The 24,234-nt window shown below is 61.0% G+C and carries 20 protein-coding genes; 6 read left to right on the top strand and 14 right to left on the bottom strand.

The features are described from left to right. Window positions 1-29: 29 nt before the first annotated feature. The 6 genes from ACFQND_RS19145 to ACFQND_RS19120 all read right to left on the bottom strand — a co-directional run bounded on the left by ACFQND_RS19145 (window position 30) and on the right by ACFQND_RS19120 (window position 10,112). A complete protein-coding gene (locus tag ACFQND_RS19145; protein WP_371437082.1) occupies window positions 30-6,173 on the bottom strand; it encodes a hybrid sensor histidine kinase/response regulator in 6,144 nt (2,047 codons plus the stop codon). A 67-nt stretch (window positions 6,174-6,240) separates the two neighbouring features. Next, window positions 6,241-8,535: a methyl-accepting chemotaxis protein gene (locus ACFQND_RS19140; protein ID WP_371437081.1), complete on the bottom strand. Its 2,295-nt coding sequence runs from the start codon at window positions 8,533-8,535 to the stop codon at window positions 6,241-6,243. Between the two features lie 29 nt (window positions 8,536-8,564). Then, the gene (locus ACFQND_RS19135; RefSeq protein ID WP_371437080.1) at window positions 8,565-9,095 is read right to left on the bottom strand and encodes a chemotaxis protein CheW; all 531 of its coding nucleotides are present in this window, start codon (window positions 9,093-9,095) and stop codon (window positions 8,565-8,567) included. 20 nt (window positions 9,096-9,115) lie between these two features. After that, window positions 9,116-9,481 (bottom strand): response regulator transcription factor, encoded by a 366-nt coding sequence (locus ACFQND_RS19130; protein ID WP_371437079.1) that lies wholly within the window; start codon window positions 9,479-9,481, stop codon window positions 9,116-9,118. Beyond that, entirely contained in the window at window positions 9,481-9,879 is a 399-nt protein-coding gene (locus ACFQND_RS19125) for a response regulator (RefSeq protein ID WP_371437078.1), read from the bottom strand. The genes ACFQND_RS19130 and ACFQND_RS19125 overlap by 1 nt, the downstream gene beginning before the upstream one ends. 71 nt (window positions 9,880-9,950) lie before the next feature. Next, window positions 9,951-10,112 carry a rubredoxin gene (locus ACFQND_RS19120; RefSeq protein WP_371437111.1) on the bottom strand — a complete coding sequence of 54 codons (162 nt, stop codon included), beginning with the start codon at window positions 10,110-10,112 and terminating at the stop codon, window positions 9,951-9,953. A 94-nt stretch (window positions 10,113-10,206) separates the two neighbouring features. Between ACFQND_RS19120 and thiD the strand changes: the two genes are divergently transcribed. Further along, a complete protein-coding gene (gene thiD, locus ACFQND_RS19115; RefSeq protein WP_371437077.1) occupies window positions 10,207-11,178 on the top strand; it encodes a bifunctional hydroxymethylpyrimidine kinase/phosphomethylpyrimidine kinase in 972 nt (323 codons plus the stop codon). After that, entirely contained in the window at window positions 11,159-12,487 is a 1,329-nt protein-coding gene (hemL, locus tag ACFQND_RS19110) for a glutamate-1-semialdehyde 2,1-aminomutase (RefSeq protein ID WP_371437076.1), read from the top strand. The genes thiD and hemL overlap by 20 nt, the downstream gene beginning before the upstream one ends. 13 nt (window positions 12,488-12,500) lie before the next feature. Here hemL and ACFQND_RS19105 read toward each other — a convergent pair whose 3' ends face one another. From ACFQND_RS19105 to dusB, 4 genes are all read right to left on the bottom strand, one after another. Next, the gene (locus ACFQND_RS19105; RefSeq protein ID WP_371437075.1) at window positions 12,501-12,851 is read right to left on the bottom strand and encodes a c-type cytochrome; all 351 of its coding nucleotides are present in this window, start codon (window positions 12,849-12,851) and stop codon (window positions 12,501-12,503) included. A gap of 10 nt (window positions 12,852-12,861) precedes the next feature. Then, the gene (gene purH / locus ACFQND_RS19100; RefSeq protein ID WP_371437074.1) at window positions 12,862-14,433 is read right to left on the bottom strand and encodes a bifunctional phosphoribosylaminoimidazolecarboxamide formyltransferase/IMP cyclohydrolase; all 1,572 of its coding nucleotides are present in this window, start codon (window positions 14,431-14,433) and stop codon (window positions 12,862-12,864) included. A 63-nt stretch (window positions 14,434-14,496) separates the two neighbouring features. After that, the gene (locus ACFQND_RS19095; protein WP_371437073.1) at window positions 14,497-14,733 is read right to left on the bottom strand and encodes a Fis family transcriptional regulator; all 237 of its coding nucleotides are present in this window, start codon (window positions 14,731-14,733) and stop codon (window positions 14,497-14,499) included. Continuing rightward, a complete protein-coding gene (dusB, locus tag ACFQND_RS19090) occupies window positions 14,730-15,797 on the bottom strand; it encodes a tRNA dihydrouridine synthase DusB (protein ID WP_371437072.1) in 1,068 nt (355 codons plus the stop codon). The genes ACFQND_RS19095 and dusB overlap by 4 nt, the downstream gene beginning before the upstream one ends. Before the next feature lie 152 nt (window positions 15,798-15,949). On the opposite strand from dusB, the gene ACFQND_RS19085 reads away from it, so the two are divergent. Beyond that, the gene (locus tag ACFQND_RS19085) at window positions 15,950-16,444 is read left to right on the top strand and encodes a YqaA family protein (RefSeq protein WP_371437071.1); all 495 of its coding nucleotides are present in this window, start codon (window positions 15,950-15,952) and stop codon (window positions 16,442-16,444) included. Between the two features lie 10 nt (window positions 16,445-16,454). Here the strand turns inward: ACFQND_RS19085 and ACFQND_RS19080 are convergent, their stop codons facing one another. From ACFQND_RS19080 to ACFQND_RS19070, 3 genes are all read right to left on the bottom strand, one after another. Next, window positions 16,455-17,159 carry an rRNA pseudouridine synthase gene (locus ACFQND_RS19080; RefSeq protein ID WP_371437070.1) on the bottom strand — a complete coding sequence of 235 codons (705 nt, stop codon included), beginning with the start codon at window positions 17,157-17,159 and terminating at the stop codon, window positions 16,455-16,457. Between the two features lie 120 nt (window positions 17,160-17,279). Beyond that, window positions 17,280-18,371, bottom strand: a complete 1,092-nt coding sequence (ychF, locus tag ACFQND_RS19075; RefSeq protein WP_371437069.1) for a redox-regulated ATPase YchF — start codon at window positions 18,369-18,371, stop codon at window positions 17,280-17,282. A gap of 62 nt (window positions 18,372-18,433) precedes the next feature. After that, the gene (locus ACFQND_RS19070; protein WP_371437068.1) at window positions 18,434-19,339 is read right to left on the bottom strand and encodes an MOSC domain-containing protein; all 906 of its coding nucleotides are present in this window, start codon (window positions 19,337-19,339) and stop codon (window positions 18,434-18,436) included. 80 nt (window positions 19,340-19,419) lie between these two features. Here ACFQND_RS19070 and ACFQND_RS19065 point away from each other — a divergent pair, with 80 nt between their 5' ends. The 3 genes from ACFQND_RS19065 (at window position 19,420) to ACFQND_RS19055 (ending at window position 23,375) form a co-directional block, all read left to right on the top strand. After that, window positions 19,420-20,538 (top strand): FAD-dependent monooxygenase, encoded by a 1,119-nt coding sequence (locus tag ACFQND_RS19065; RefSeq protein ID WP_371437067.1) that lies wholly within the window; start codon window positions 19,420-19,422, stop codon window positions 20,536-20,538. Between the two features lie 57 nt (window positions 20,539-20,595). After that, window positions 20,596-21,324 carry a DsbC family protein gene (locus tag ACFQND_RS19060; RefSeq protein ID WP_371437066.1) on the top strand — a complete coding sequence of 243 codons (729 nt, stop codon included), beginning with the start codon at window positions 20,596-20,598 and terminating at the stop codon, window positions 21,322-21,324. Between the two features lie 215 nt (window positions 21,325-21,539). Then, window positions 21,540-23,375: a M61 family metallopeptidase gene (locus ACFQND_RS19055; RefSeq protein ID WP_371437065.1), complete on the top strand. Its 1,836-nt coding sequence runs from the start codon at window positions 21,540-21,542 to the stop codon at window positions 23,373-23,375. Between the two features lie 15 nt (window positions 23,376-23,390). Here the strand turns inward: ACFQND_RS19055 and ACFQND_RS19050 are convergent, their stop codons facing one another. After that, the gene (locus ACFQND_RS19050; protein ID WP_371437064.1) at window positions 23,391-24,209 is read right to left on the bottom strand and encodes an enoyl-CoA hydratase-related protein; all 819 of its coding nucleotides are present in this window, start codon (window positions 24,207-24,209) and stop codon (window positions 23,391-23,393) included. Window positions 24,210-24,234 lie beyond the last annotated feature (25 nt).

Below are 24,234 nucleotides of genomic sequence, written 5' to 3'. Positions count from 1 at the left end.
GCCCGTTCTACGGGGGCCAGAAGCACTTTTTATGCTGAAACCGCAGCTTCAGCACTGCAATAGTGGCGTACCAGGCTCATCAATTCTTCTTCAGAGTAGGGCTTGCCCAGGTAATGGTCAACGCCCAGTTCCTTGGCGTGCTCGCGGTGCTTCTCGGCGATGCGTGATGTGATCATGACAATCGGCAGGTCGCTCAGGCGCGCATCGCCCCTGATGTTGCGCGCCAGGTCGAAACCATCCATGCGCGGCATTTCGATGTCCGACAGCACGACGGCCGGCCGCTCTTCCTGCAGGCGCTCCAGCGCCTGCAGTCCATCGGCGGCCATGGCCACCCGGTAACCCTCGCGCTGCAGCAAACGCTGCGTGACGCGCCGCACCGTGATGGAATCGTCAACCACCAGGATCAGAGGGATCAGCGGCGCGGCCGTCACCAGTGCGGACGTCCTGGACGCGCCATCGGCAGCCGACTCAAGCATATGCGGCTCGGCCCTGTCGGCACTCAGGGCACGTGCCTGCTGGCCGTAAATCGAGGCGAGCGCGACCGGGTTGTAGATCAGCACCACGGCGCCCGACGCAAGCACCGACATGCCCGCAAGGCCCGGTAGCCGGGACAGCTGCGGCCCAAGGTTCTTGACCACAACCTCCTGGTTGCCCATAACTTCATCGACGTGCAAGGCTATCCGCTGCGCCGCGCTTCGGAACACCACCACCGGGGTGGTTTTGGCCTGCGCCTCACCGCTCTGGTTGGACGACTGCAGCAAGGCGCCAGACCAGAAAAAGGGCACGGCCTCGCCGCCAACATCCATGAAACCGGTGTTGTAGGCCTGTTGCAACTCTTTTGCTGTGGCCCTGCGCACGGTTTCCACCACGTTGGCCGGAACACCGACCGACAGCTTGCCGGCACGCAACATCACCACCTGCGTGACGGCAGTGGTCAGTGGCAGCACCAGCTTGAAACTTGTGCCCTTGCCGGCCACCGTGGTGGTTTCAATGCGGCCACCGACACCGTTGACTTCGGAACGGACCACGTCCATGCCTATGCCCCGGCCGGCCAGTTCCGTCACCTGCGATGCGGTGGAAAAACCTGGCATGAAAATCAGGTTGGCAGCCTCCTGGTCGCTCAGGGCCTGGTCTGCGCTCACAAGGCCCAGGCTCACGGCCTTTTCTCGGATACGCCGGATGTCCAGCCCTGCCCCGTCATCACCGAACTCCACGGACACGTCATTGCCGTCCTGGCGCAGGTTGACGGTGATCAGGCCGACAGCGTCCTTGCCGGCTGCCAAACGGATCTCGGGGCTTTCAATGCCGTGTGCAACGCAGTTGCGCAGCAAATGCTCGAATGCGGGCGTCATGCGGTCCAGCATGCCGCGGTCCATCTCTATGGTGCCGCCCAAAAGGTCAAGCCTGACCTGTTTGCCGGTTTCCTTGGAAGCCTGGCGCACCACGCGGTAAAGGCGGTCGGAAATGCCTTCAAACTCCACCATGCGCGTGCGCAGCAGGTCGCGCTGCAGTTCACGCGTCTGGCGGGCCTGGGCAATCAGGTCATCCTCGGTCGCTTCAACGGTGCGCTGCAAGGTGCGCTGCACGGTTGCCACGTCATTGACGGACTCGGCCATCATGCGGGTCAGTTCCTGCACGCGGGTAAAGCGGTCAAACTCAAGCGGATCAAATCCGGCCTGGTGTTCCTTGGCCTGCGCCAGGCGCGACTGCATCTGGCTTTCAGCCTGCAGTTCGATGTCCCGCAGTTGCTGGCGCAAGCGGTTCAAGTTGCCCGTCATGTCGCCGAGCGAGCCGCGCAGCTGGCCGAGTTCAACCTCCAGGCGCGAACGCGTGATCATGACCTCACCGGCCTGGTTGACCATGCGGTCCAGCAGTTGCGAGCGCACCCGGACGGACGCGGAAGCAGCTTGCCGCACCGATTGCATGGCCATGGCCTGCGGAGCCGGAACCAACGTCCTGCCGGACGCTGCAGCCATCAAAACGACAGGCTCACCGGCATGGGAAACACCTGGCTCGACGCTTGCCTGCTGCGGCACAGCAGCAGGCGCTACAGGGGTCTGGTTCAGGGCAGCATTTTCAGCACCTGCGGCATCGGCCTTGCGCAATGTGTCAAGGGCATGCTCCATCGCGTCAAAGCGCGTCAGCAGCGGCTCGAAATCCTGCGTGGCCGCAGCCTCCGAGCCCAGGAATTCGATTTCCGATTCAATCCGGTGAGCCATTTCCCCCAGGCGCAAGGCGCCGGCCAGGCGCGCGCTGCCTTTAAGCGTGTGCAAGGCGCGCAGGACTTCCATGCGTGCGCCGCCGTTGTCGGGCCGCGCCGACCACTGGCGCAAGGCGGCACCCAGTTGGGGCATCAGTTCCGCAGCCTCTTCCTCAAAAATCGGGAACAGTTCAGGGTCGACGGCATCCACCGCATCGATCTCGTCATCTTCATCCCCCGCAAATGCTTCGGCAGCAGGGCTAAATGACGACACAGGCGCCGCAGCTGCATGGACCGGGGTCGTAAAGGACGAAACATGCGGCGCAACGGCTGGCGGCTCAACTCCCGCCACCGGAACTGCTGCAAGCTGCGATATGGGCGTTGCAACTGGCGGCGCCGTCTGCTGAAGCCCGGACAGCCCGGCTGCGGCATGAGTTTCATGGCCTGCCGGTTCAGCGGAAAAGTCGAAGTCAGCCGCCCCTGCCGGCAAAACCGATACGGGCTCGGAGAAGTCCAGGTCGCGAAGCCGCTCAAGGACACCGGCATCGGCCACCTTGAGGAAGCCCGCGGCAAACTGGTGCAGGAGACGCCGGATATCCTCGGCTGCATCCACAAACACGCTGGCATACCCTGCTGCGGTCCCCTGGCTGTGATGCACCTGCGACTGTTGCAGGGCGTGTTCAAGCGCACGGGCTATTTCCGACAGGGCTTCAAACCCCACGGTTGCTGAGCTGCCAGCCAGGGAATGGGCAAGCGCCACCGTGGAATCGCCAATCGGGGCATGGAGTTCAATGGCCCATTCCGACACCTCGGTCACCAGGCGGCGGGACCATTCGTCGGCCTCATTGAGGTAAACGTTGTACAGCGGAATGCCTATGCGCAGCGCGCCTATCACCTTGATCTGCTCGTCGGCGACGATATCGGCGGACACGATGTCCTCGCTGGCTGCGGGGGCCGACAAAACCCCAAAGGCGGACAGCTCAGGCGGCGCAACTGGCAGTGCATCAACATGTACTGCAGCTGCAGCGGTTTGTGGGACGTCGAGCGCTTTCAGGAATTGTTCGTCAAAGTCCGCAGCCGACAATTCCACCTCGTCAGCCGTACCGGGGGCATCGTGCTCGCCGGCAGGAGAACCGTGCGCCGGAACATCAAGCTCCATGGCCAATTCAGGGATTTCGATACTGATACTGTCTGCTTTTGGTGAATCCGGCACTGACGGCGCCACATCCTGCTGCCCGGACAGTGCCGACAGGCTGTCAAAGTCGATGCCGCGTATATCGTCGGTCACCGCAATAGCATGCCCGGCGGCTGTTGCCGGTTCAGGGGCCGCCGGCTGGTCAACACCGAAAAAGGCGTCAAAGTCCAGATCGGTTTCCGTGACGGCAGCCTGGGCTGCTTCAGCCGTCTCGACAACAGCGTGGGCCTCCACTGCGATGTCACCGACTGTCAGGTCCAGGTCCGGCATCACGGCATCCAGCGCCGGCTCCTGCGCCATGGCAGGCAACACCAGGGCGCTCAGGCGCCCCTCGGTGCGCATGGCATCCGCGCTGGCGCGGAAAGCGCTTGCAGTCCAGGCGCTATCGCTGTTGGCCGCGATGTCTTCAATCCAGCGCGAAAAACCCGTCAGCGCTTCCGTCGACAGGGACATCAGTCCTTCGCTCGCCGGCTTCTGGTCAGCCAGCCAGCTGTTGAAAAGCTGCTCCACCGACCAGGCAGCTTCACCAAACTCATTCAAACCAACCATGCGTGAACTGCCCTTGAGCGTGTGAAAGACACGCCGCAGGATGGTCAGCTGGCCTATGTCGCCCGGGTCGTTTTCAAGGGACGCGATGGCCGCCTGGCCATTGCCCGCAACTTCACGCGCTTCTTCAAGAAAGATATCGCGCAAATCGTCTTCTTCAAAATCCACTGCCTCGACCTGGGCCACAGGTGCAGCAGCCACCGGCGCCATGGAGGAAACCAGCGTATTCAATGCGCTGGCTGCCGCTTCGCTATTTTGTCCGGACACCGCAACCGAGGCCTCATGTGCGGTCCTGGCGAGGCCTGTTTGACCGGCCAGCGCAGCGTGGGTTGCCAGCGCATCCAGCTCGCCCGTGAGCTTCTCATTGGAGGCGCCTGCATCTGCAAGCTGCACCACGGAGTTGACTTCTTCCGACAGCATTTCGCTGCTGGTGGTCACAGTCGCAGCGTCGTCAGGCCGCTGTGTACGGCCCATCAGCGGCCTGAGCTCGCCTTTGGCCTCATCGTAGACAAACAGCTTTTTAGCCAGCGCGGGCTGGTAGTTGAGCATGTCGATCAGGAAACTCAAGGCACCCAGGTTGTTACCTAGATGGTCAAAAGTCCCCGCTGCCCGGGCACGCTGCTCGTCGACTTCAGTCTCCAGCATCTGCTCAACGCTGTCGCGCATGCGCAGCACGGCATGGGATGCCTGCTCGAGCCCCAATACCGACAAAACACCGCGCATTTGGGAGAGCTGCCCCGGCACGTCGCGCAATATCGTCTTGTCCTGCGGATTCCTGAAAAACAGGTCCAGCGATTTTTCCAGCTCGCCGAGCGAAATTCTCAACTCGCCGACAACGCTGCCCATGGTCTGCTTGTCACTGACCCGCCTGTAAAGCTCTTCCATCCAGGGCTCAAGGGCTTGCGGCTCACCGCCGCCTCTCACGCCTTCAAGGCGCTCGGCCAGATGTTTTGTACGTACTGCCAATTGCGGGTCGTTGGGGTCCAGGTCGTCGAACGCGGCCTCCAGATACAGAACGGAGGTTGCCACTTCCATCGCCAGCCCAATGGCCGGCGCCTGGCCGGACCGGGCCGTTGCATCTATCGCGCGGGAGAGCGCCTGCGCGAGCGGCTCGCTGGAAGGATGGAGCTTGACCAGCGAGTCGGTTACCAGGCTGAACTGGTCAATCACCATCTTGAACTTGCCGGCATCGCCCGCAGACAGGGAGGACCACGTCTCCTTTGCGGAAACAATGCGTTTTCGCGCCTGAGCGAGCAGCGCGGGATCAAAACGGCCGAACTGCACGGCCTCGTAATCCACTGGCTTGAATCGCGCCAGGCCATAGACAGAACGCACCGCCGAGAGGACTGGCGTATCGCTTGCGCGGGCTGAAATGGCCTGGGAACAAAAGAAAAGCAGGTCCTGCGCCAGCCTATCCGAAATGGCCGCCTCGCCCTTGCTCAGCGATGCATATTGCAAAAGGATACGGGACGCGGCACGCCGGACATAAAGGTCGGAGGGCAGCAGGTCGTGGCCCAAGGCCTCGAAATAAGCCGCCGCGATTTTCCAGAAAATCCTGGGCTGGCGGTCCGCCTGCCTGGCCGAAAACCCCAGGCTCAAATCCTTGAGGGCCAGCGCGGCTTGCGGCGCCTTGCCTTTCATGATCTGGAGTACCGAATGATCGAAGGCTGCGCGCGCGCTGTCGTCGTAGTTTTGCGGCCCGGCGGTCGTTGCCAGTTCCGGCTCCAGCCAGCGCCATTCACAGGACCACAGGTCTGCCGGGTGTATGCGGTCTGCGCGCACCAGCTCCTGCACATGCCGGTATTGGGGAAACAGGGAAACGGCGGATATTGGTTTGTCCGCCAGTACGCCCTCAAGGTACTCCGTCAGGGCAAAACTGGCGCTTTCAATTTTGGCGGCGGCGTCCTGCGTGCACTGTTCGGGCTGCTGCACAAATTTTTGTACGGCGGCTTCCATGGCGCGCAACACCAGGGCCGGCGCGGCCAGTCCAACCATCTCCAGCGCACCGACCGCCTGGTGCAACTGCTGCCGGGCGATACGCAACTGGCTGGCGTCGATGGCGGCCAGATCCGATCCCCTGGCGGCCTCTGCATCCCTGACAAAACGTTTAAGTGCCTTGGCTGCGCCATCCAGTGATTTGCGCAGCTCCTCCAGCACCCAGGCCAATGGTCCGAGATCGTTGGCTGCAAAGTCGATGTCAGCGGCTATTGAATTCTGGACGTTGGATTGCATAGATAACGGGCCGGTTCAAAAGACGGAATTCACAGTCAGGCACAAAAGGCGCGGGGGACAGCGGATATCAGGCGATCTTGAACCGGGATACCGACTGGCGCAGTTCCTCAGCCATGCGCGACAGGTCCCGTACCTGCTGGGCGGTGGAGCGCGTACCTTCTCCGGTCTGCTCCGTCACGGCAAAAATGTGCTGGATGTTGCCGGCCACCACGTTGGCGGATTCGGCTTCGCGTGACGCAGAGTTGGAAATCTGCTCAATCAGGTCAGCAAGGCGGCGCGACACGCGGTCAATCTCGGACAGCGCGGTACCCGCGTTATCCGACAGCTTGGCCCCTTCCACCACACCCTGTGTGGAGCGCTCCATAGCGGCCACGGCATCCTGGGTATCGGTCTGAATCGCCTTCACAAGCGCCGAAATCTGCCGCGTTGCATCGGCGGAACGTTCGGCCAGTCGCTGCACCTCTTCAGCAACCACCGAGAAGCCACGCCCGGCTTCACCGGCTGATGCCGCCTGGATGGCAGCGTTCAGTGCCAGCACGTTGGTCTGTTCGGTAATGTCTGAAATCAGTTCTGTAATTTCACCAATCTCCTGGGACGACTCACCCAGCCGTTTGATCCGCTTGGAGGTTTCCTGGATCTGGTCACGGATGGAATTCATACCGCCGATGGCGTTCTGCACTGCCTGCAGGCCGGATTCAGCAGCTGTCAGCGACTGGCGAGCAACCTGGGAAGATTCCTGCGCCTGTGTGGACACCTCGTTAATGCGGGACGCCATGTCCAGCACGGATTGGCCGGTTTCGCGAATTTCACGCAGCTGTTCGGTGGAAGCTGCAAGCAGCTCGGTCGAGGTGCTTTCCACCTGCGCCGTCGTCTGGGCAACGCGGGTAGCCGTGTTCTGCACGTTACCCACCAGCTGGCGCAACTCTTCAACCGTGTAGTTCACCGAGTCGGCGATGGCGCCGGTGATGTCTTCGGTCACCGTGGCTTCCTGCGTCAGGTCGCCTTCGGCCACTGTCTGCAACTCGTTCATCAAACGCAAAATGGCGGCCTGGTTGGCGTCATTGACGCGCTTGGCGTCCTGCTCCTGCCCGCGGGCTTCCTGTTGCTGCTTCTCCGCAACGCTCTGGCGCTGGCGGCTGTCCTGCAACTGAACGCGCGCAATGCCGATGGCGCACAACAAACCGAACAAGGCGGCAACCACCAGAGCAGTCACGGAGCCGGCACTCAGACCCGATTGCGAGGACAGCTTGCCCTGCAGGTCTTCCAGGCCACGGCGCAGCGGCTCGCTATCGGCAATGATCGAAGCTTGCGCTTCGCGGGCAGACACCAGGCCCTGCAGATTCCCCAGAATTGCGCCAGCCTGAACACGTGTTTGTTCGTACAAGGCCATCAAGGCATCGAGGCGCTCGCGGGTCTGCGGGTCCTTGGAACCGGCCAGGCGCAACTCGGGACTGCCTTCCTGCAGTCCCTGGGCGATTTCCTTGAACGAGTTCAAATCCTTGCCCAACAGAAACACGGCCTCGGGACTCACGCCTTCCATGGTCAGAAATTCATTGGCTGATTTACCGATACGCTGCGTCAACATCACCAGCTGGCCCGAAGCGGAAATCTCGGCCGGGGCAGCATTCTGCTGGAGCTTCAGGGAAGACACGGTTTCAGCGATCTCGAGCAGGTCGGACGACTGGCGGTTAATCGTGCGCAAGGCGTTGCCCACCTGCGTCAGAATGTCTTTCTGGCCCATGACGGTCCCGGCATTTTTCTCTGCACGCTCCATCAGGGGCGTGATCTTCTCGACATCCGGCTGCAAGTCCTGGTTAACCGGCTCAAGGCGCAAACTCTCCTCGCCGGCTTTCAGTCCGCGCACGGTTTTGGCCATCACGTCGGAGCTTTCCTTCACGTCGGGGAAAGCCTGGGCACTGCCCACCAGGGCCTGCGAAACAGACTTTGCGAGCCGCTGCGACTGCATCAGGGACTGGCCGGTTGCAGCCACCTGCTGGGCCACCGTATCCGCCTGGGACAGCGCACGGTAGGCCACCACAGCCAGAACCAGCACCGACAAACCCAGCAAACCCAGCAATATCCGCTGGTGTTGCACGATGGTCCGGCTGCCTAGTATGGGAAGCCTCAGCAAGTCCGGATTCTCAAGCGTTGCCGTTTCTTCCGCATTGGCCACACGGCTGGCGGCAAAGCTGTCTTCATTGCCTTCCGGCGAAGCAATGGTGCTTGTATTGAGGGCCGCCTGGTCCATGGTGCCGGTTGCCAGCGGATCAACTGGAATACCCACGGAAGCCATGTCCATGCTGTCCTCAGGCTGCGCGGACTTTGTTTTGAACAGGTTCTGGATTTTTTCGATAACAGACATGGTGAGCCTTCCGGAGAAAACGTTGTGCGCTAGGCGCCTATAGTCAAGAAATGAGCTTGCCGGGCGAGGGACTGCAGGTTGATTTCCTGCCAGGATGCGCCGTTATGGTCAACATACTGATTGCCAAAAAACTCGGGCGCATCGGGCGATCTTTCCGCGAAATCACTGAATGCCTCCTGGTTTCGCAAGCCCGCAAGGCGGTCGATCAGCAACGCGCAGTTGATGTCGAGGGCGCTGTTCAAGGCCACAAGGCGAGACTCCTTGCGCGCCAGTTCGGTCTTGGGTGCCGTGCCCTGCCCGGTGACATAACCTGCAAGATCCACGACGCCGAAAAGCCCACCGCGCAGGTTGGCGACACCCAGGAACCAGGCCTGGGTGTAAGGAACCGCCTGGGTAGCACCCCAGGGGAAAATCTCGCCGGCCTGCCCCATAGGGAACAGGTACTTTTTTCCGCCAGCCTCAACCGCCAGCCATGAGGGAGCCACACCCTGCGTCCGTGCGACCTGCAACCTCTCGGCCAAGCGGCTTTGCAGCTCTCTTAGGGCTTGTCTGTTCGCCATAGTCTGGGCTTAGATCGGTATCAGCCCAGGGCTTTGATTTTGGCCATCAGTTCGTCGGCATCCACAGGCTTGGTGATGTAGTCCCGCGCGCCCTGACGCATGCCCCAGACACGGTCTGTTTCCTGGTTTTTGCTGGTGCACATGATGATGGGAACATCGGAATAAAGGGGGTCACGGGTAATGGCCCGCGTCAGCTGGAAGCCATTTTGGCCGGGCATCACCACATCCATCAGGATCAGCTCCGGTTTTTCCTCGGCCAGGCGACGAAAGGCATCTTCCGCGTTCTCGGCGGTCTTCACGGTGAACCCGTTCTTGACCAGAAGGTCGGTCAGGTACATCAATTCCGTCTTGGAATCGTCGACTACCAGAATTTTGTTAATTGCCATTAAGCTACTCCTTGTTTGGCGCTGCCCAGTTCCTGAACGGTCTGCAGCAGCTGATCTTTGGTAAAAGGCTTGGTCAGGTAGTCTTGCGAGCCCACCATGCGACCTCGTGCCTTGTCGAATACGCCGTCCTTGGAGGACAGCATCACGATGGGCACATCTGAAAACCTTGCATTGCGCTTGATGATGGCGCAGGTCTGGTAGCCATCGAGACGGGGCATCAGGATGTCGCAGAAAATCAGGTTGGGCTGGTAGTCGTTGACTTTGGCCAGGGCATCAAAGCCGTCTTCGGCCAGCAACACTTCATGCCCACCCTGCTTGAGGAAGATCTCGGCGCTACGCCTGATGGTGTTGCTGTCGTCGATAACCAAGACCTTGAGTCCGGAACTGGTAATGCTCACTGTCTTCGCTCCTCTGTTGCAACATTGAGCCCGGCACACCAACCCGCGGTTGCTGTGTCAGTCCCGATTATTTATATCTGAACCATCTCGAAATCTTCTTTGCGGGCCCCGCATTCGGGACAGGTCCAGTTCATGGGCACTTGTGCCCATGGCGTCCCGGCAGCGATGCCGTGATCCGGCGCACCGGTTTCTTCGTCGTAAATCCACCCACAGATCAAGCACATCCAGGTCATTGTTTGAGTCACAGCTTAAGTTGCCTTCGAATAGAATGCAACAATTGTATCGAGGCAGCGTTGCTTATTCGCGTACAGGGCAAAATCGCAGCCTATGGCAAACCCCATCCCCTCCTCCCCCGACAGCCGGAAAATCCAGACCGACGAGAGCGACGACGCGCCAGCCTGTGTCATGGTTTTTAATGCCAGCGACCCCAGCGGTGCCGGCGGCCTCACGGCCGATATCACGGCCATTGCGTCTGCTGGCGGTCATCCGCTGGCGATTGTCACGGGGGCCTATGTGCGGGATACCGCCGAAATCTTCGACCACTTCTCTTTCGACGAAGAGGCTGTCACGGAACAGGCGCGAACAGCGCTTGAAGACATGACCGCCGGCGCCATCAAGGTCGGTTTTGTCGGCAACCCCGAAAACATCAGCGCCATTGCCGAGATCGCCTCGGACTATGCAGACGTACCGCTTATTGCCTACATGCCGAACCTCTCATGGTGGGAAGAAGGCGAAATCGACAGTTACCTCGACGCCTTTCGGGAACTGATGCTGCCGCAAACCACCGTGTTGGTCGGCAACCACAGCAGCCTGTGGCGCTGGCTGCTGCCGGACTGGTCCGGCGCACGCAACCCCTCGGCCAAAGACATCGCCAAAGCCGCGGCCGAACTGGGTGTGCCCTACACGCTGGTGACAGGCATTCCCCTGCCCGACCAGTTCATTGACAACGTGCTGGCAACGCCGCAAGCCGTGCTGTACAGCGAAAAGTTCGAACGCTTCGAGGCGATTTTTGCCGGCGCGGGCGACACGTTGACCGCGGCCCTTTCGGCCTTGCTGGCCAACGGCCACGACCTGCAGGCTGCCACGGCCGAAGCCCTGACCTACCTGGACCACAGCCTGGACGCCGGTTTTCACCCCGGCATGGGCCATATCGTGCCGGATCGACTGTTCTGGGCGCAGGCCGATGTAGAAGGCTCCGAAGAAGAAACCGACACTGACGAGGATGCCGCCGGCGATGACGCGGACCCAGCTTCCAAGCCATTTTTTGATTTACCCCCCAATGGAACAACCAAACACTAAGCCTCCGGCGTCCCGCAATGACGCCCTGTTCGAACGCGCCAAAAAACTGATTCCCGGTGGCGTCAACTCACCGGTGCGCGCCTTCAAGGCGGTGGGCGGCACACCGCGTTTTGTGCAGCGCGCCCAGGGCGCCTACTTCTGGGATGCCGATGGCAAGCGCTATATAGACTACATCGGCTCCTGGGGACCTATGATCCTGGGCCATGGCCATCCAGCCGTGCTGGAGGCTGTGCAAAAAGCCCTGCTCGAAGGTTTCTCCTACGGCGCACCGACCGAACGCGAAGTCGAGCTCGCCGAAGAGATCGTGCGCCTGATGCCATCAATTGAAATGGTGCGCCTGGTCAGCTCCGGCACCGAAGCCGGCATGAGCGCCATCCGGCTCGCGCGCGGCGCCACGGGGCGCAGCAAGATCCTCAAGTTCGAGGGCTGCTACCACGGCCATGCCGACGCCCTGCTCGTCAAGGCCGGCTCGGGTCTGGCAACCTTCGGCAACCCGACCAGCGCCGGCGTGCCGCCCGAAGTGGTGCAGCACACACTGGTGCTCGAGTACAACAACGTCACCCAGCTGGAAGAGGCCTTTGCACTGCACGGCGCCGAAGTCGCCTGCCTGATCATTGAGCCGATTGCCGGCAACATGAATTTCGTGCGCGCCTCCGTGCCCTTCATGAAACGCTGCCGCGAGCTGTGCACCCAGTACGGCGCGCTGCTGGTGTTTGATGAAGTGATGACGGGTTTTCGCGTGGCGCTGGGCGGGGCACAAAGTGTTTATGCCAAAAGCATTCCAGGCTTCAAGCCCGACATGACGGTGCTCGGCAAGGTGATTGGCGGCGGCATGCCGCTGGCAGCCTTTGGCGGCACACGCGCCGTGATGGAACAACTCGCGCCCATGGGGTCCGTGTACCAGGCCGGCACGCTCTCAGGCAATCCCGTGGCCACGGCTTGCGGCCTGGCAACCTTGCGCGAAGTGCAAAAACCGGGTTTTTACGAAGCGTTGGGTGAACGCACGCGCAGCCTGGTCTCGGGTCTCACTGCAGCCGGGGCAAAATCCGGTGTGCCTTTTTGCGGCGACAGTGAGGGCGGCATGTTTGGCTTTTTCCTGCTCGGGCAGCTGCCGCAAAACTATGCAACGGTGATGACAACGGACAGCCCGGCGTTCAACCGCTTCTTCCATGCCATGCTGGACAGCGGTGTGTATTACGCGCCTGCGCTGTATGAAGCAGGCTTTGTCAGCGCGGCCCACACAGCCGAAGACATAGCAAGCACGGTTGCTGCGGCGCACGACTTCTTCAGCTCACCCGCTTCAAAGTAAACACCCAGGCCGGTCATGGGCGGGGTGGCTGGGACAGCACCCAGCGTGCCAGCACCTGTGCATCGGCCGGCGTCACCAGCGATTGCCGCGGCATGATGACACGGCCCCAGGTGCCCACACTGCCTTCCTGAATTTTCCCCGCCAGGCGTAGCGGCGCCTCGGCGTCGCCGCGGTAACGCGCTGCGATCTGGGCGAAGCCCGGTCCGACCTGCTTGCGGACCATGCCGTGGCAGGCCATGCAGCCGTTTTTTCGGGCCAAGTCCTGAGGCGATGGAGTCTGGGCCATCGCCGTCAGGCCGCAGACCAGCAGCAGGACCGTTGCCGCACAGCGCAGCCCTGCCAGGCCCCGGAAGCTTGAGCCCAAGGACAGCAACTCAGTGACGGAAGTGACGAACGCCGGAGAACACCATCACAACTTCCCGCTCATCCGCAGCATCAATCACTTCCTGGTCCCGCATCGAGCCACCAGGCTGAATCACACAGGTAGCTCCCGCATCAACCACCACATCCAGTCCATCGCGGAACGGGAAGAAGGCATCGCTCGCCACCGCCGAGCCCTGCAGGCTCAGGTCGGCATTTGCGGCCTTGATGGAGGCAATGCGCGCCGAATCAATGCGGCTCATCTGGCCGGCGCCCACACCCAGCGTCATGCCGCCGGAGCAGAACACGATGGCATTGGACTTGACGTATTTGGCGACCTTCCAGGCAAACAGCAGGTCCTGCAACTGGGCCGGCGTCGGCTGCAATTTGCTGACGACTTTCAAATCGGCCAGCGCCAGTTCATGGTTGTCGGCTGTCTGCATCAGCAGGCCGGAACCGACACGTTTCACATCCATCAGGTTACGCCCCTGTTTCCAGGCGGTGTCGCCGCCTGGCGGCAAATCGATCTGCAGGATGCGCACATTGACCTTGGTCTTGAAGACTTCCAGCGCCTCGGGCGTGAAGGCAGGGGCCATCAGCACTTCCACAAACTGTTTTGAAATCTGCTGTGCCGCGCGTTCATCAAGCGTGCAGTTCAGCGCGATGATGCCGCCAAACGCCGAGGTCGGGTCGGTCTTGAAGGCCTTGCTGTAGGCCTCCAGCGCATCCGCGCCTATGGCCACGCCGCAGGGGTTGGCATGCTTGACGATGACGCAAGCCGCTTCGGTAAAACTCTTGACGCATTCCCAGGCCGCATCTGCATCGGCAATGTTGTTGTACGACAGTTCCTTGCCCTGCAACTGTTTTGCGGTCACCAGTGAGCCAGGTGCGGGATACAGGTCGCGGTACAAGGCGGCCTGCTGGTGCGAGTTTTCGCCGTAACGCAGCTCCTGCACCTTGATAAAACGGCCGTTGGCCTGGGCTGGAAACATGCTGTGCGCGCCGTCCGCCTGGATGCCGGAGAGGTAATCGCTGATCGCGCCGTCGTACTGGCTGATGCGGTTGAACGCAGCAACCGACAGGGCAAACTTGGTCTTGTCGGTCAGCTTGCCATCGGCCTTGAGTTCCGCCAGCACGCCCGCGTACTGCGATGAATCGGTCAGCACGCCCACGTCTTTCCAGTTCTTGGCTGCGGAGCGCACCATGGCCGGGCCGCCAATGTCTATGTTTTCAATCGCATCTTCCAGCGTGCAGCCGGGCTTGGCCACGGTTGCCTCAAACGGGTAGAGGTTCACGATCAGCAGGTCAATGGTGTCAATGCCATGCGTTTTCAGTGCCGCCATGTGCTCAGGCAGATCGCGCCGGGCCAACAGGCCACCGTGCACCTTGGGGTGCAGGGTTTTGACGCGGCCGTCGAGCATCTCCGGAAAACCGGTGTGATCGGCAACTTCGGTCACGGGCAGGCCCGCATCGGCCAGCAATTTGGCCGTGCCGCCGGTGGACAGCAGCTTGATGTTCAGCGCATGCAGCGCCTGCGCAAATTCGAGGATGCCGGTTTTGTCGGAGACGGAGATCAGTGCGTTCATGGTTGTTTTCTGTTTTTTGATTTTCGAAAGAGGCGGTGGTCGCAGGATCGAACCCGGCCGGCCTTACTTGATCAGCTTGTGCTCGACCAGTTTTTTGCGCAAGGTGTTGCGGTTCAGGCCCAGCCATTCAGCGGCGCGCGACTGGTTTTGCTCGGCATGGTGCATCACCACTTCCAGCAGCGGCTTTTCAACCACCCGCACCATCATGTCGTACATGCCGTCAGGATCGGTGCCGTGCAGGTCCTTGAAGTAGCCTTCCAGGCTGGTGCGTACGCACTCTTCTATGTGTTTTTTGCTCATGCAGAAGCTTCCTCTTGATTTTTATTTTTACCGGACTGCAGCTCGCGCCCGCCCTCATACCCTGTACCTGGCGGAATGCGGTCCATTCGCTCGCCGAGGTCTTCAAAAAATGTCCCTACCGCCTGCAACTGCGCCTCGCAATCCTGCAGCAGGTTCATTTGCGCGCGAAACGCCTCGCCGCCCGGCAAGGCTTTCACATACCAGCCTATATGTTTGCGTGCACTGCGCACACCGGTGAACTCACCGTACAAGGTGTAATGGTCCAGCAGGTGCTCAAGCAGCAGGCGTTTGACCTCGGCCACCAGCGGCGGTGCAAGGTGCGTGCCAGTCGCCATGAAATGTGCGACCTCACGAAAAATCCATGGGCGCCCCTGGGCTACCCGGCCAAGCATTACCGCATCGGCGCCGGTATAAGCCAGCACATCGCGGGCTTTTTCCGGGCTGTTGATGTCGCCATTGGCGACTACCGGAATACGCAACGCCGCCTTCACTTCAGCAATGGTGTCGTACTCCGCAAAACCTTTGTAGCCCTGCTCGCGTGTACGGCCATGCACTGTCACCATCTGCACGCCGGCGCTTTCAGCCGAGCGCGCAATTATCAGTGCATTTTTATGCGTTTGAGCCCAGCCGGTACGCATTTTTAACGTGACAGGCACATTGTGCGGAGCGCAGGCGGCAACCACCGCTTCAACAATCTGCAGTGCCAGCGTTTCGTCCTGCATCAGGGCGGAACCGGCCCATTTGTTACAGACTTTTTTGGCCGGGCAGCCCATGTTGATATCCATGATCTGCGCGCCGCGGTCGATGTTGTACGCAGCAGCGTCCGCCATCATCTGCGCATCCGTGCCTGCGATCTGCACGGCGATGGGCGCGGCCTCGCCTTCATGGTTGGCACGGCGCGAGGTCTTGAGCGTATCCCACAGGTCGCGGCGCGAGGTCACCATTTCGCTGACCGCATAACCCGCGCCCAGCTTTTTGCAGAGCATGCGGAATGGCCGGTCCGTCACACCGGCCATGGGCGCGACAAACAGGTTGTTTGCCAAAGCATAGGGGCCGATGTTCATGAAAATTTGGACGGGTGATTGCTCAAAAAGAAGGCATGATTGTAACTGCCTAAAATTTCAGCAATTGAAATCCGGGGGGTGTACGAACCACAAATTTGTAAGCGTATTCCTTACAATTCGCTGTTTGCCCGCGTGCCTATACTTGAGCCCGAATGCAAGCCTGGATACAACACCTTTTAGACTTATTGGCCTTGCCTGAATATGGCTTGAGCACGGTGTTTGTGGTGTCCTTTATCTCCGCCACCCTGCTCCCGCTGGGCTCCGAACCGGTCGTGTTCGGCCTGGTCAAGCTCAACCCAGCCATGTTCTGGCCTGCGGTGTTGGTAGCCACCGCAGGCAATACCCTGGGCGGTGCACTGGACTGGTGGATGGGCTATGGCGCCCACAAGGTGGTTGACAAATACAAACACTCCTCGCACCATGGCCGCGCCGTGCGATGGCTGGAAAAGCTCGGCCCCAAAGCCTGCCTGCTGGCCTGGCTGCCGGTGGTGGGAGATCCGCTGTGCGCCGTGGCCGGCTGGCTGAAGTTTCCGTTCTGGCCTTGTGTGGCCTATATGGCGGTCGGCAAATTCCTGCGCTATTTCCTGATGACGGGCAGCCTGATCTGGGCATTTCCCGGCATCCTTGGACGCGTGGTCGGAGCCTAGACCTCAGGTATCAGAAGCGCTCATGCGGCAGCAGGTAACGCCACTGCCCGACCGGCAACTGGCCAAGCGGAACCCGCCCGATGCGTATGCGTTTCATGCCCTCCACACGCAGACCAACGCTTTCGCAAAAATAGGCAACCTGCCCGGGCCGCTCACCCTTGAGCGCAAAACGCAAACGTGCCTCGCTCTGCCAGCTCACTTTGGCCGGTGACAACAAAACGCCATTGAAGGTAAAACCGTGGTCAACACGGTTCAGCCGTTCCAGTCCGCCAGGCTTGATGTCGCCGCTAACTTCGACAATCACTTCGTGCTCCATCACCGCGGCGTCTTCGCGCAGCTTGCGTTGCACGCGCCAGTCTTCGGAGAACACAACAAGGCCGCTGGCGGCGATGGCGAGCGGGGTCACCAGTTCGGCGGCAGAAAGATGTTTTTTGAGCTGGCGAATCCCCGAGCGATCATCCGGCGAGCGTGTGGCCAAAGACATATCGGCCTCGTGGCCTGCAGGCTTGTGCAACAGCAGAGTCACCGGCGTCAGCGCCAGCAGGCTCGCGTCTTTGGCCACTTCAATTACCTGGCTTGAAACCCGGAACTGCGGCTCCTCAACCACCACGCCGTCCACCGTAACCCAGCCGCCCTCAATATATTGCTCGGCCTCGCGGCGTGAGCAGGACAGCATTTCAGCGAGGCGCTTGGCGAGGCGTACGGGCTCGGTCACGGTATTTGCGCGGTTCGTTCAAGCGGCCGCCGTCGAACCGGCTCCGCCGGGCGACAGGAGGCGTCCCCTGCAAGGGGAGAATGGGCTACACAAAGTGAGTCCAGGCAGGGGTGTACATATTCAACTGGAGAACAGGAAGTTCATCACATCGCCATCCTTGACGACGTAGTCCTTGCCTTCGGCGCGCATCTTGCCGGCATCCTTGGCGCCTTGCTCACCCTTGCAGGTGATAAAGTCGTCAAACGCAATGGTCTGGGCGCGGATATAACCCTTCTCGAAATCGGTGTGGATCACACCGGCAGCCTGCGGCCCGGTGTCGCCCACGTGGATGGTCCAGGCTCGCACTTCCTTGACGCCTGCCGTGAAGTAGGTCTGCAGACCCAGCAGCTTGTAGGCCGAACGGATCAGGCGGTTCAGGCCCGGCTCATCCTGGCCAAGTTCCTTGAGGAATTCCAGGCGGTCGGCATCGTCCATCTCGGACAACTCGGCCTCGATCTTGGCGCAGATGGCCACCACGGGGGCGTTCTGCGTCTCAGCGTAGGCCTTCAGGCGGTCCAGGTAAGGGTTGTTCTCGAAACCGTCCTCGCTCACGTTGCCGACAAACATGGCCGGCTTGGCCGTGATGAAGAAGAACTGCTTGAGCAAAGGCAGCTCTTCCTTGCCGAAGTCCACGGTGCGCACCGGTTTGCCTTCGTTGAGCGCGGCCTGGCATTTTTCCAGGATGGCGACCAGCTTGATCGACTCCTTGTCGCCCGAACGTGCCAGCTTGGTCACCCGGTGCAAGGCTTTTTCAACCGCCGTCAGGTCGGCTAGGCAGAGTTCGGTCTGTATCACTTCGATGTCGGAGATCGGGTCGACCTTGCCGGCCACGTGGATCACGTTGTCATCGTCAAAACAGCGCACCACGTTGACGATGGCATCGGTCTCGCGGATGTGCGCCAAAAACTTGTTGCCCAGGCCTTCACCGGTGCTGGCGCCGGCGACCAGGCCAGCGATATCCACAAACTCCACGATGGCAGGCACGACCCGCTCGGGCTTGACGATTTCAGACAGCTGCGCCAGCCGTGGATCAGGCACTTCGACCACGCCCACATTGGGCTCGATCGTGCAAAACGGGTAGTTTTCCGCCGCAATGCCCGCCTTGGTCAAGGCATTAAACAGGGTCGATTTTCCGACGTTGGGCAAGCCTACGATTCCGCACTTCAAACTCATGACAAACCTTCAAAAACAGGGGTAGAAGTGTATGCGATGCCGGGAAATGAGCATCCAAAGGTCTAATCGAAGCGCAAATTCGCCTCTACAGCCTGGCCAGCCTTGAGCAGGTGATCAACGCCGTTCAGAACAATGGCGTTCATGCCAAAAGTCATGGCGCCATTGACGCGCGCATCCTGGCGGTAGCGTTGCAGCATGTCGCCAACCTCCGGGCTGCTGAGGGCTGTTGCCGGGTCAATATTCGGGACAGGGCAGCGCGCGCAGGGTTTGACGGGTTTGAGCTGCGCCACGCCCTGGTCTGTTGAAACCTGCAGCACATCGAGCCGGTCCTCGTCGTGCGGTGACAGTTCGCTGCGTTCGCCAGCCTGAGTGGCATTGCCAAGGACGATATTCGGCCGGAAACGCTCCATGCCTACGGCCCCGGAACCGGCAGCCACCAGTTTTTCATTGAGCTGGTCAAGCGAAGCTTCGCTGATGACCAGCAACGGATAACCATCACTGAACTGGTTCAGCGCTTCAACATCGCCCGTCCACTTGCGGCTGCTGGCTCTTTGATGTTCGGGATCAAAACGCACCAGGCGCGCCGTGGTGCCCAGGAAGTCCGTGAACCACTGCGCCGCAACAGCCCCCATGTCGTAGGCCGGCACCTCGTCGTCCCAGACCCGCACACGCACCGGCGCCTCCACCTCGTCCAGCTTGATATGCAGGGCCAGCATGCCTGGCGCGCGCAGCACCATCTCGTAATGCTTGAGTTGCGGCCGTATCAGCGCCATGCGCGGCAACTCGCGCTGCGTCAGGAAGTCGCCGCGCGCATCAACCACCATCCAGGCGCGGTCAAACTCCAGCCCGGTTTCCGTCAGGATGGCTTCTGCGACTTCCACACCCGCACAGGACTTGACCGGATAAACAAACAGGCGGGAAATCGAGGCGCTGACATCGGCGCCGGACTGGCTGGGTACTTCGTTCACGAAATGGGTGTCCTTTGGATGAATGGGGCCGTCGAAGCGGCACCCAGTCGCGATTTTGCCCCAGCCTCCTAAAATGGGGCATGTCCCAGCACTTTGATGTCTGTATTCGTGGCGGTGGCGTGGTCGGCCGCACACTGGCCTTGCTGCTGGCGCGTGAGCGCCTGCGCGTGGCGCTGGTGGTCAAGCCTGCCGCGGCAGAATCCGCACCAGCCGCAGCAACACCCGCCGACGTTCGGGCCTATGCATTGAATGGCGCCTCAAAACAATTGCTCGAAAGCCTGCGGGCCTGGCCTGAAGGGCCTGCCATCACACCCGTTCTTGAAATGCAGGTATGGGGCGACGATGGCGGCCAGCTCGACTTCAGCGCACAAAGCGCGGCCCAGCCTGCATTGGCCTGGATCGTGGATGTGCCGGCACTGGAGCAGCAGCTCAGCCAGGCCGTGCGCTTTCAGCCGCAAATCGAAGTGGTGCATGCCCCGGTCAAGGCGGCGCTGCAGGTTGCCTGCGAAGGCCAGAAAAGCAACAGTCGCAACGAATTCGGCGCCAGCTGGACGGTCAAGCCTTATCCCCAGAAAGCCATTGCCGCGCGCCTGGAATCCGGCCAGCCGCACCTGGGTGTGGCCAGGCAATGGTTCAAAAACGGTGAAATCCTTGCACTTTTGCCAATATCTGGCGCAAACGGGAACTCTGTGGCGCTGGTGTGGTCTGTCTCTGCGGAGCGTGCCGCGGCACTGCAAAAACTGCCTGACGATGAATTTTGCGCAGCCCTGCAGGCCGATTGCGGAGAAATACCGGGGCATTTGCGCCTGGTTAGCGAGCGCGCCAGCTGGCCGCTGGCACTGTCCAAAGCCGACCGCTGGGTCGGGCCCGGCTGGGCTCTGGCGGGCGACGCGGCGCACACGGTGCATCCGCTGGCGGGCCAGGGTCTGAACCTGGGCCTGGCCGATGTGGCGGCACTGGCGGCTGTGCTTGCGCAGCGCGAATACTGGCGCGGCCTGGGTGATGAAAAACTGCTGCGCCGTTATGAGCGGGCACGCAAGGCCGATGTGGCGGCGATGGGCACGGTGACGGACGGCCTGCACGGCCTGTTTGCGCAGACCGATGTGCGCTGGCAGGCCTTGCGCCATTGGGGCATGAAACGTTTTGCGCGAAGCGGGCCCCTGAAGGCCTGGGTCGTGCGCCAGGCGACCGGACGCTAACGCAGCACTGCACCTGACAACTGGTTTATGAATTTTTTGGAACGACAGGAATAAAGAATGACATTATCGAAATCGGCCTGGACCCTGGGCTTGGTTATCAGCAGCTTTTTGGCCCTGGGCTCAAGCGCTGCCATTGGCCAGGAAGCGGCCATACGCAAGAACCTGGCGGACCGGCTGCCTGCTTTTTCGAAAATCGATGAAGTCAGCAAAACCCCCATGAACGGCCTGTATGAAGTCCGCGTGAACGACAGCGATATTTTCTACACGGACGCAGAAGGCAATTTCCTGCTGCAAGGCCACCTGATCGACACCAAGGCCAAGCGCAACCTGACGGAAGAGCGTGTTGACAAACTCAGCGCCATCGACTTTGGCGCCCTGCCCGTCAAGGACGCTTTTGTCGTGGTGCGCGGCAACGGCAAACGCAAGATGGCGGTGTTTGAAGACCCTAATTGCGGTTATTGCAAGCGTTTCGAACGCGACATGCAAAAAGTGTCCGATGTGACCATCTACATGTTTTTGTACCCCATCCTGAGCCCCGACTCGACCGACAAGTCCAAAAACATCTGGTGCTCAAAAGACAAGGCCAAAACCTGGACGGACCTGATGGTGCGCGACCAGCCCGTGCCAAAAGCCAGCTGCGATACCGCGGCGCTGGACCGCAACATCGAGTTCGGCAGAAAGCACAAGATCACCGGCACGCCCACCCTGTTTTTTGCGGATGGCTCACGCGTGCCAGGCGCCATCAATTCCCAGCAGGTCGAAAAATTCCTGGCTGACGCCAAATAAGCGCCTCACCAAAGCCTGAGGGCCTGAAGCGGCACCCAAGCGGTGCCTTCAGGCCCTTTTTAATGTCTTTTATGGCGCTGGCCGACGTGGAATGCGCGCAGTCAGCTATTAAAAATATAGCAAAGAATTCCCCTTTCGACCCCCATCCGGGACTTGACCCATGCCGCCCACCGGCGACGGCAGTCGTGGAGTATTCTTTGACCCATATGCCACATATGCCACGCCCAGCCCGCACCAAAACATCCGCCGTCCCATCAGCAGCCGCAGTCCATTACCGCGTGGAGGCAGCAGACCTCAACGCCCACCTGTTCAGCGTCACACTCACCATCGCCAGGCCAGCCGCGCAGCAGCGTGTGGCGCTGCCGGTGTGGATTCCCGGCAGCTACCTGGTGCGCGAATTTTCGAAAAACCTGAGCGGCCTGCAGGCGCGCCAGGGCACCCGCACAGCGATCACCGTAACGCAACTGGACAAATGCACCTGGCAGCTGGATTGCGCGCCAGGCAAGCCACTGGTGCTGCGCTACCAGGTCTATGCCTACGACAACTCGGTGCGTACAGCCTGGCTGGATGCGGAGCGCGGATTTTTCAACGGCACCAGCGTCTGCCTCAGGGTGGACGGCCAGGAAAATGCGCCGCATGTGCTGGAACTGCCCGAAACCAAGACCATTGCAGGCTGGTCGATAGCCACTGGGCTTGCAGCACAAAAAGTCAGCAAGCAGGGTTTCGGCTCTTACATCGCCGCCAGCTATGACGAACTGGTTGATTGCCCCATCGAGATGGGCGCCTTCTGGAGCGGCAGCTTCAAGGCCTGCGGCGTGCCGCACCGTTTTGTGGTGGCGGGCGCACTGCCCGCCTTTGACGGCGAGCGCCTGCTAGCCGACACGCAAAAAATCTGCGAGGCGGAAATCCGCTTCTGGCACGGCAACAAGAAACCGCCTTTTGACAACTACCTGTTCATGCTCAACGCCGTGGACGATGGTTACGGCGGGCTGGAGCACCGCAACTCCACCGCACTGATCTGCAAACGCCAGGACCTGCCGCGCCTGCCGGCACCCGGCGAATCAAAACCCTTCAGGGCCTCAGAGGGTTACACCACGCTGCGCGGCCTTATCAGCCACGAGTACTTCCACACCTGGAACGTCAAGCGCCTTCGCCCCGCCGAATTTTCAAGCTACCGCTATGACCAGGAAAACTACACCGAACTGCTCTGGTTTTTTGAAGGCTTTACCAGCTACTACGACGACCTGCTGCTGCGCCGTGCCGGCCTGCTCGACAACGCGGGCTACCTCAAGCTGCTGAACAAGACCATCAACCAGGTCATGCAGACGCCTGGGCGGCTGGTGCAGTCGGTGGCCGAAGCCAGCTTTGACGCCTGGGTCAAGTACTACCGGCAGGACGAAAACACGCCCAATGCCACGGTGAGTTATTACACCAAGGGCGCACTGGTAGCCCTGTGTTTTGACCTGAGCTTGCGTGCGGAAAGCAAAACGGCACCAGCTACCACGCTTGATGACGTGATGCGCGCGCTCTGGCACCGCTGCAAGGGTGGCCCCATGAGCGAGGCGGACTTTGCGGAAGTGCTCAAGGCCCTTGGCCAACGTTCATATGCCACCGAGCTGGCGCGCTGGGTCCACGGCAAGGGCGAGCTTCCGCTGGAAAGCCTGCTGCAGCAACACGGCGTGGCGGTACTGGAAGAACCGGCCCAGCTGGCACAAAGGCTGGGGCTGCGGGTCAGCGAAAACAACGGCATACAGGTCAAGACCGTGCTGCGCGGCGGCATCGCCGAAAAAGCCGGTTTTGCGGCGGGTGATGAATGGCTGGGGCTGGAGCCCGCCACCAGGGCCAAAACACCCGCAAGCAGCGGCTGGCGCATGAGCCGGCTGGACGACCTGCTGCTTTACGCCGGCAGCGCCAAAAAAGTCATCGCGCTGGTATCGCGCGACCAACGCCTGCTGCGGCTTGAGCTGACCATGCCGCCTGCCCTCACAACCTGGCGGCTGTCGGTGCAGGATGCAGCGAAAGTCAACCAGTGGCTGGCCGCGACTGACTGAGGCAGTGGCAACAGGCTATTCGCCTTTAAAGGCAGCCGGCCGCTTCTCAAGAAAAGCCGTGACGCCCTCGATGTAGTCGTGAGTGCGGCCCATGTCCGATTGCGTGTCGCGTTCGACATCGAGTTGCTGGTGCAAGGTGCGCGTTGTGCCTTCACGCAGCAAATGCCGCGTGGCAACCAGCGCTTTTGTCGGCAGCAGCGCCAGACGCTGCGCCAATGCCATGGCGGCCGCGACCGAGTCATCTGCCACTTCCCAGATCATTCCCCACTCCCTGGCCTGGGCTGCCGACAGCTTGTCGCCTGTCATGGCGAGGGTCATGGCACGGGCCAGCCCCAGCTTTTGCACCAGCAGCCAGCTGCCGCCCGCATCCGGCACCAGCCCGATCTTGCTGAAAGCCTGGATAAAACTCGCATTCGGCGCAGCCACCGCGATGTCGCAGGTCAGCGCCAGTGATGAACCTGCACCCGCAGCCACGCCGTTGACGGCCGCGATGGTGGGCATGCGCAGGCTGGTCAGCCGGCGCGCCGTGGGGTTAAAAGCCTGTTCGATGACGGGTCCAGGATTTGCCCGCTCCACCAGGTTGGGGCCGGGCGCAAAGTCAAATTCGGACAGGTCGGCACCGGCACAAAAACCCCGGCCGGCGCCGGTGATGACCAGTGCGCGGATGTTTTTGTCGGCTTCGGCCTTGTCCAGCGCCAAGCCAAGGTCGCGGTGCATCTGGCGGGTAAAGCTGTTCAGGGCCTGCGGCCGGTTCAGCGTCAGCAGCGCAACTGCGCCCTGCGTGGAATAAAGGACTGTGGACTCTGTGCTGGTCTCTGCAATGGCGGCTGTCATCAATGTCTCCTATGGTTGGTCCTGC

It is taken from the genome of Polaromonas aquatica, assembly GCF_042659145.1.
Classification (GTDB): Bacteria; Pseudomonadota; Gammaproteobacteria; order Burkholderiales; family Burkholderiaceae_C; genus Polaromonas; species Polaromonas aquatica.
The sequence above is the reverse complement of the archived record's forward strand: the minus strand, read 5'-3'. Positions and strand labels throughout refer to the sequence as shown.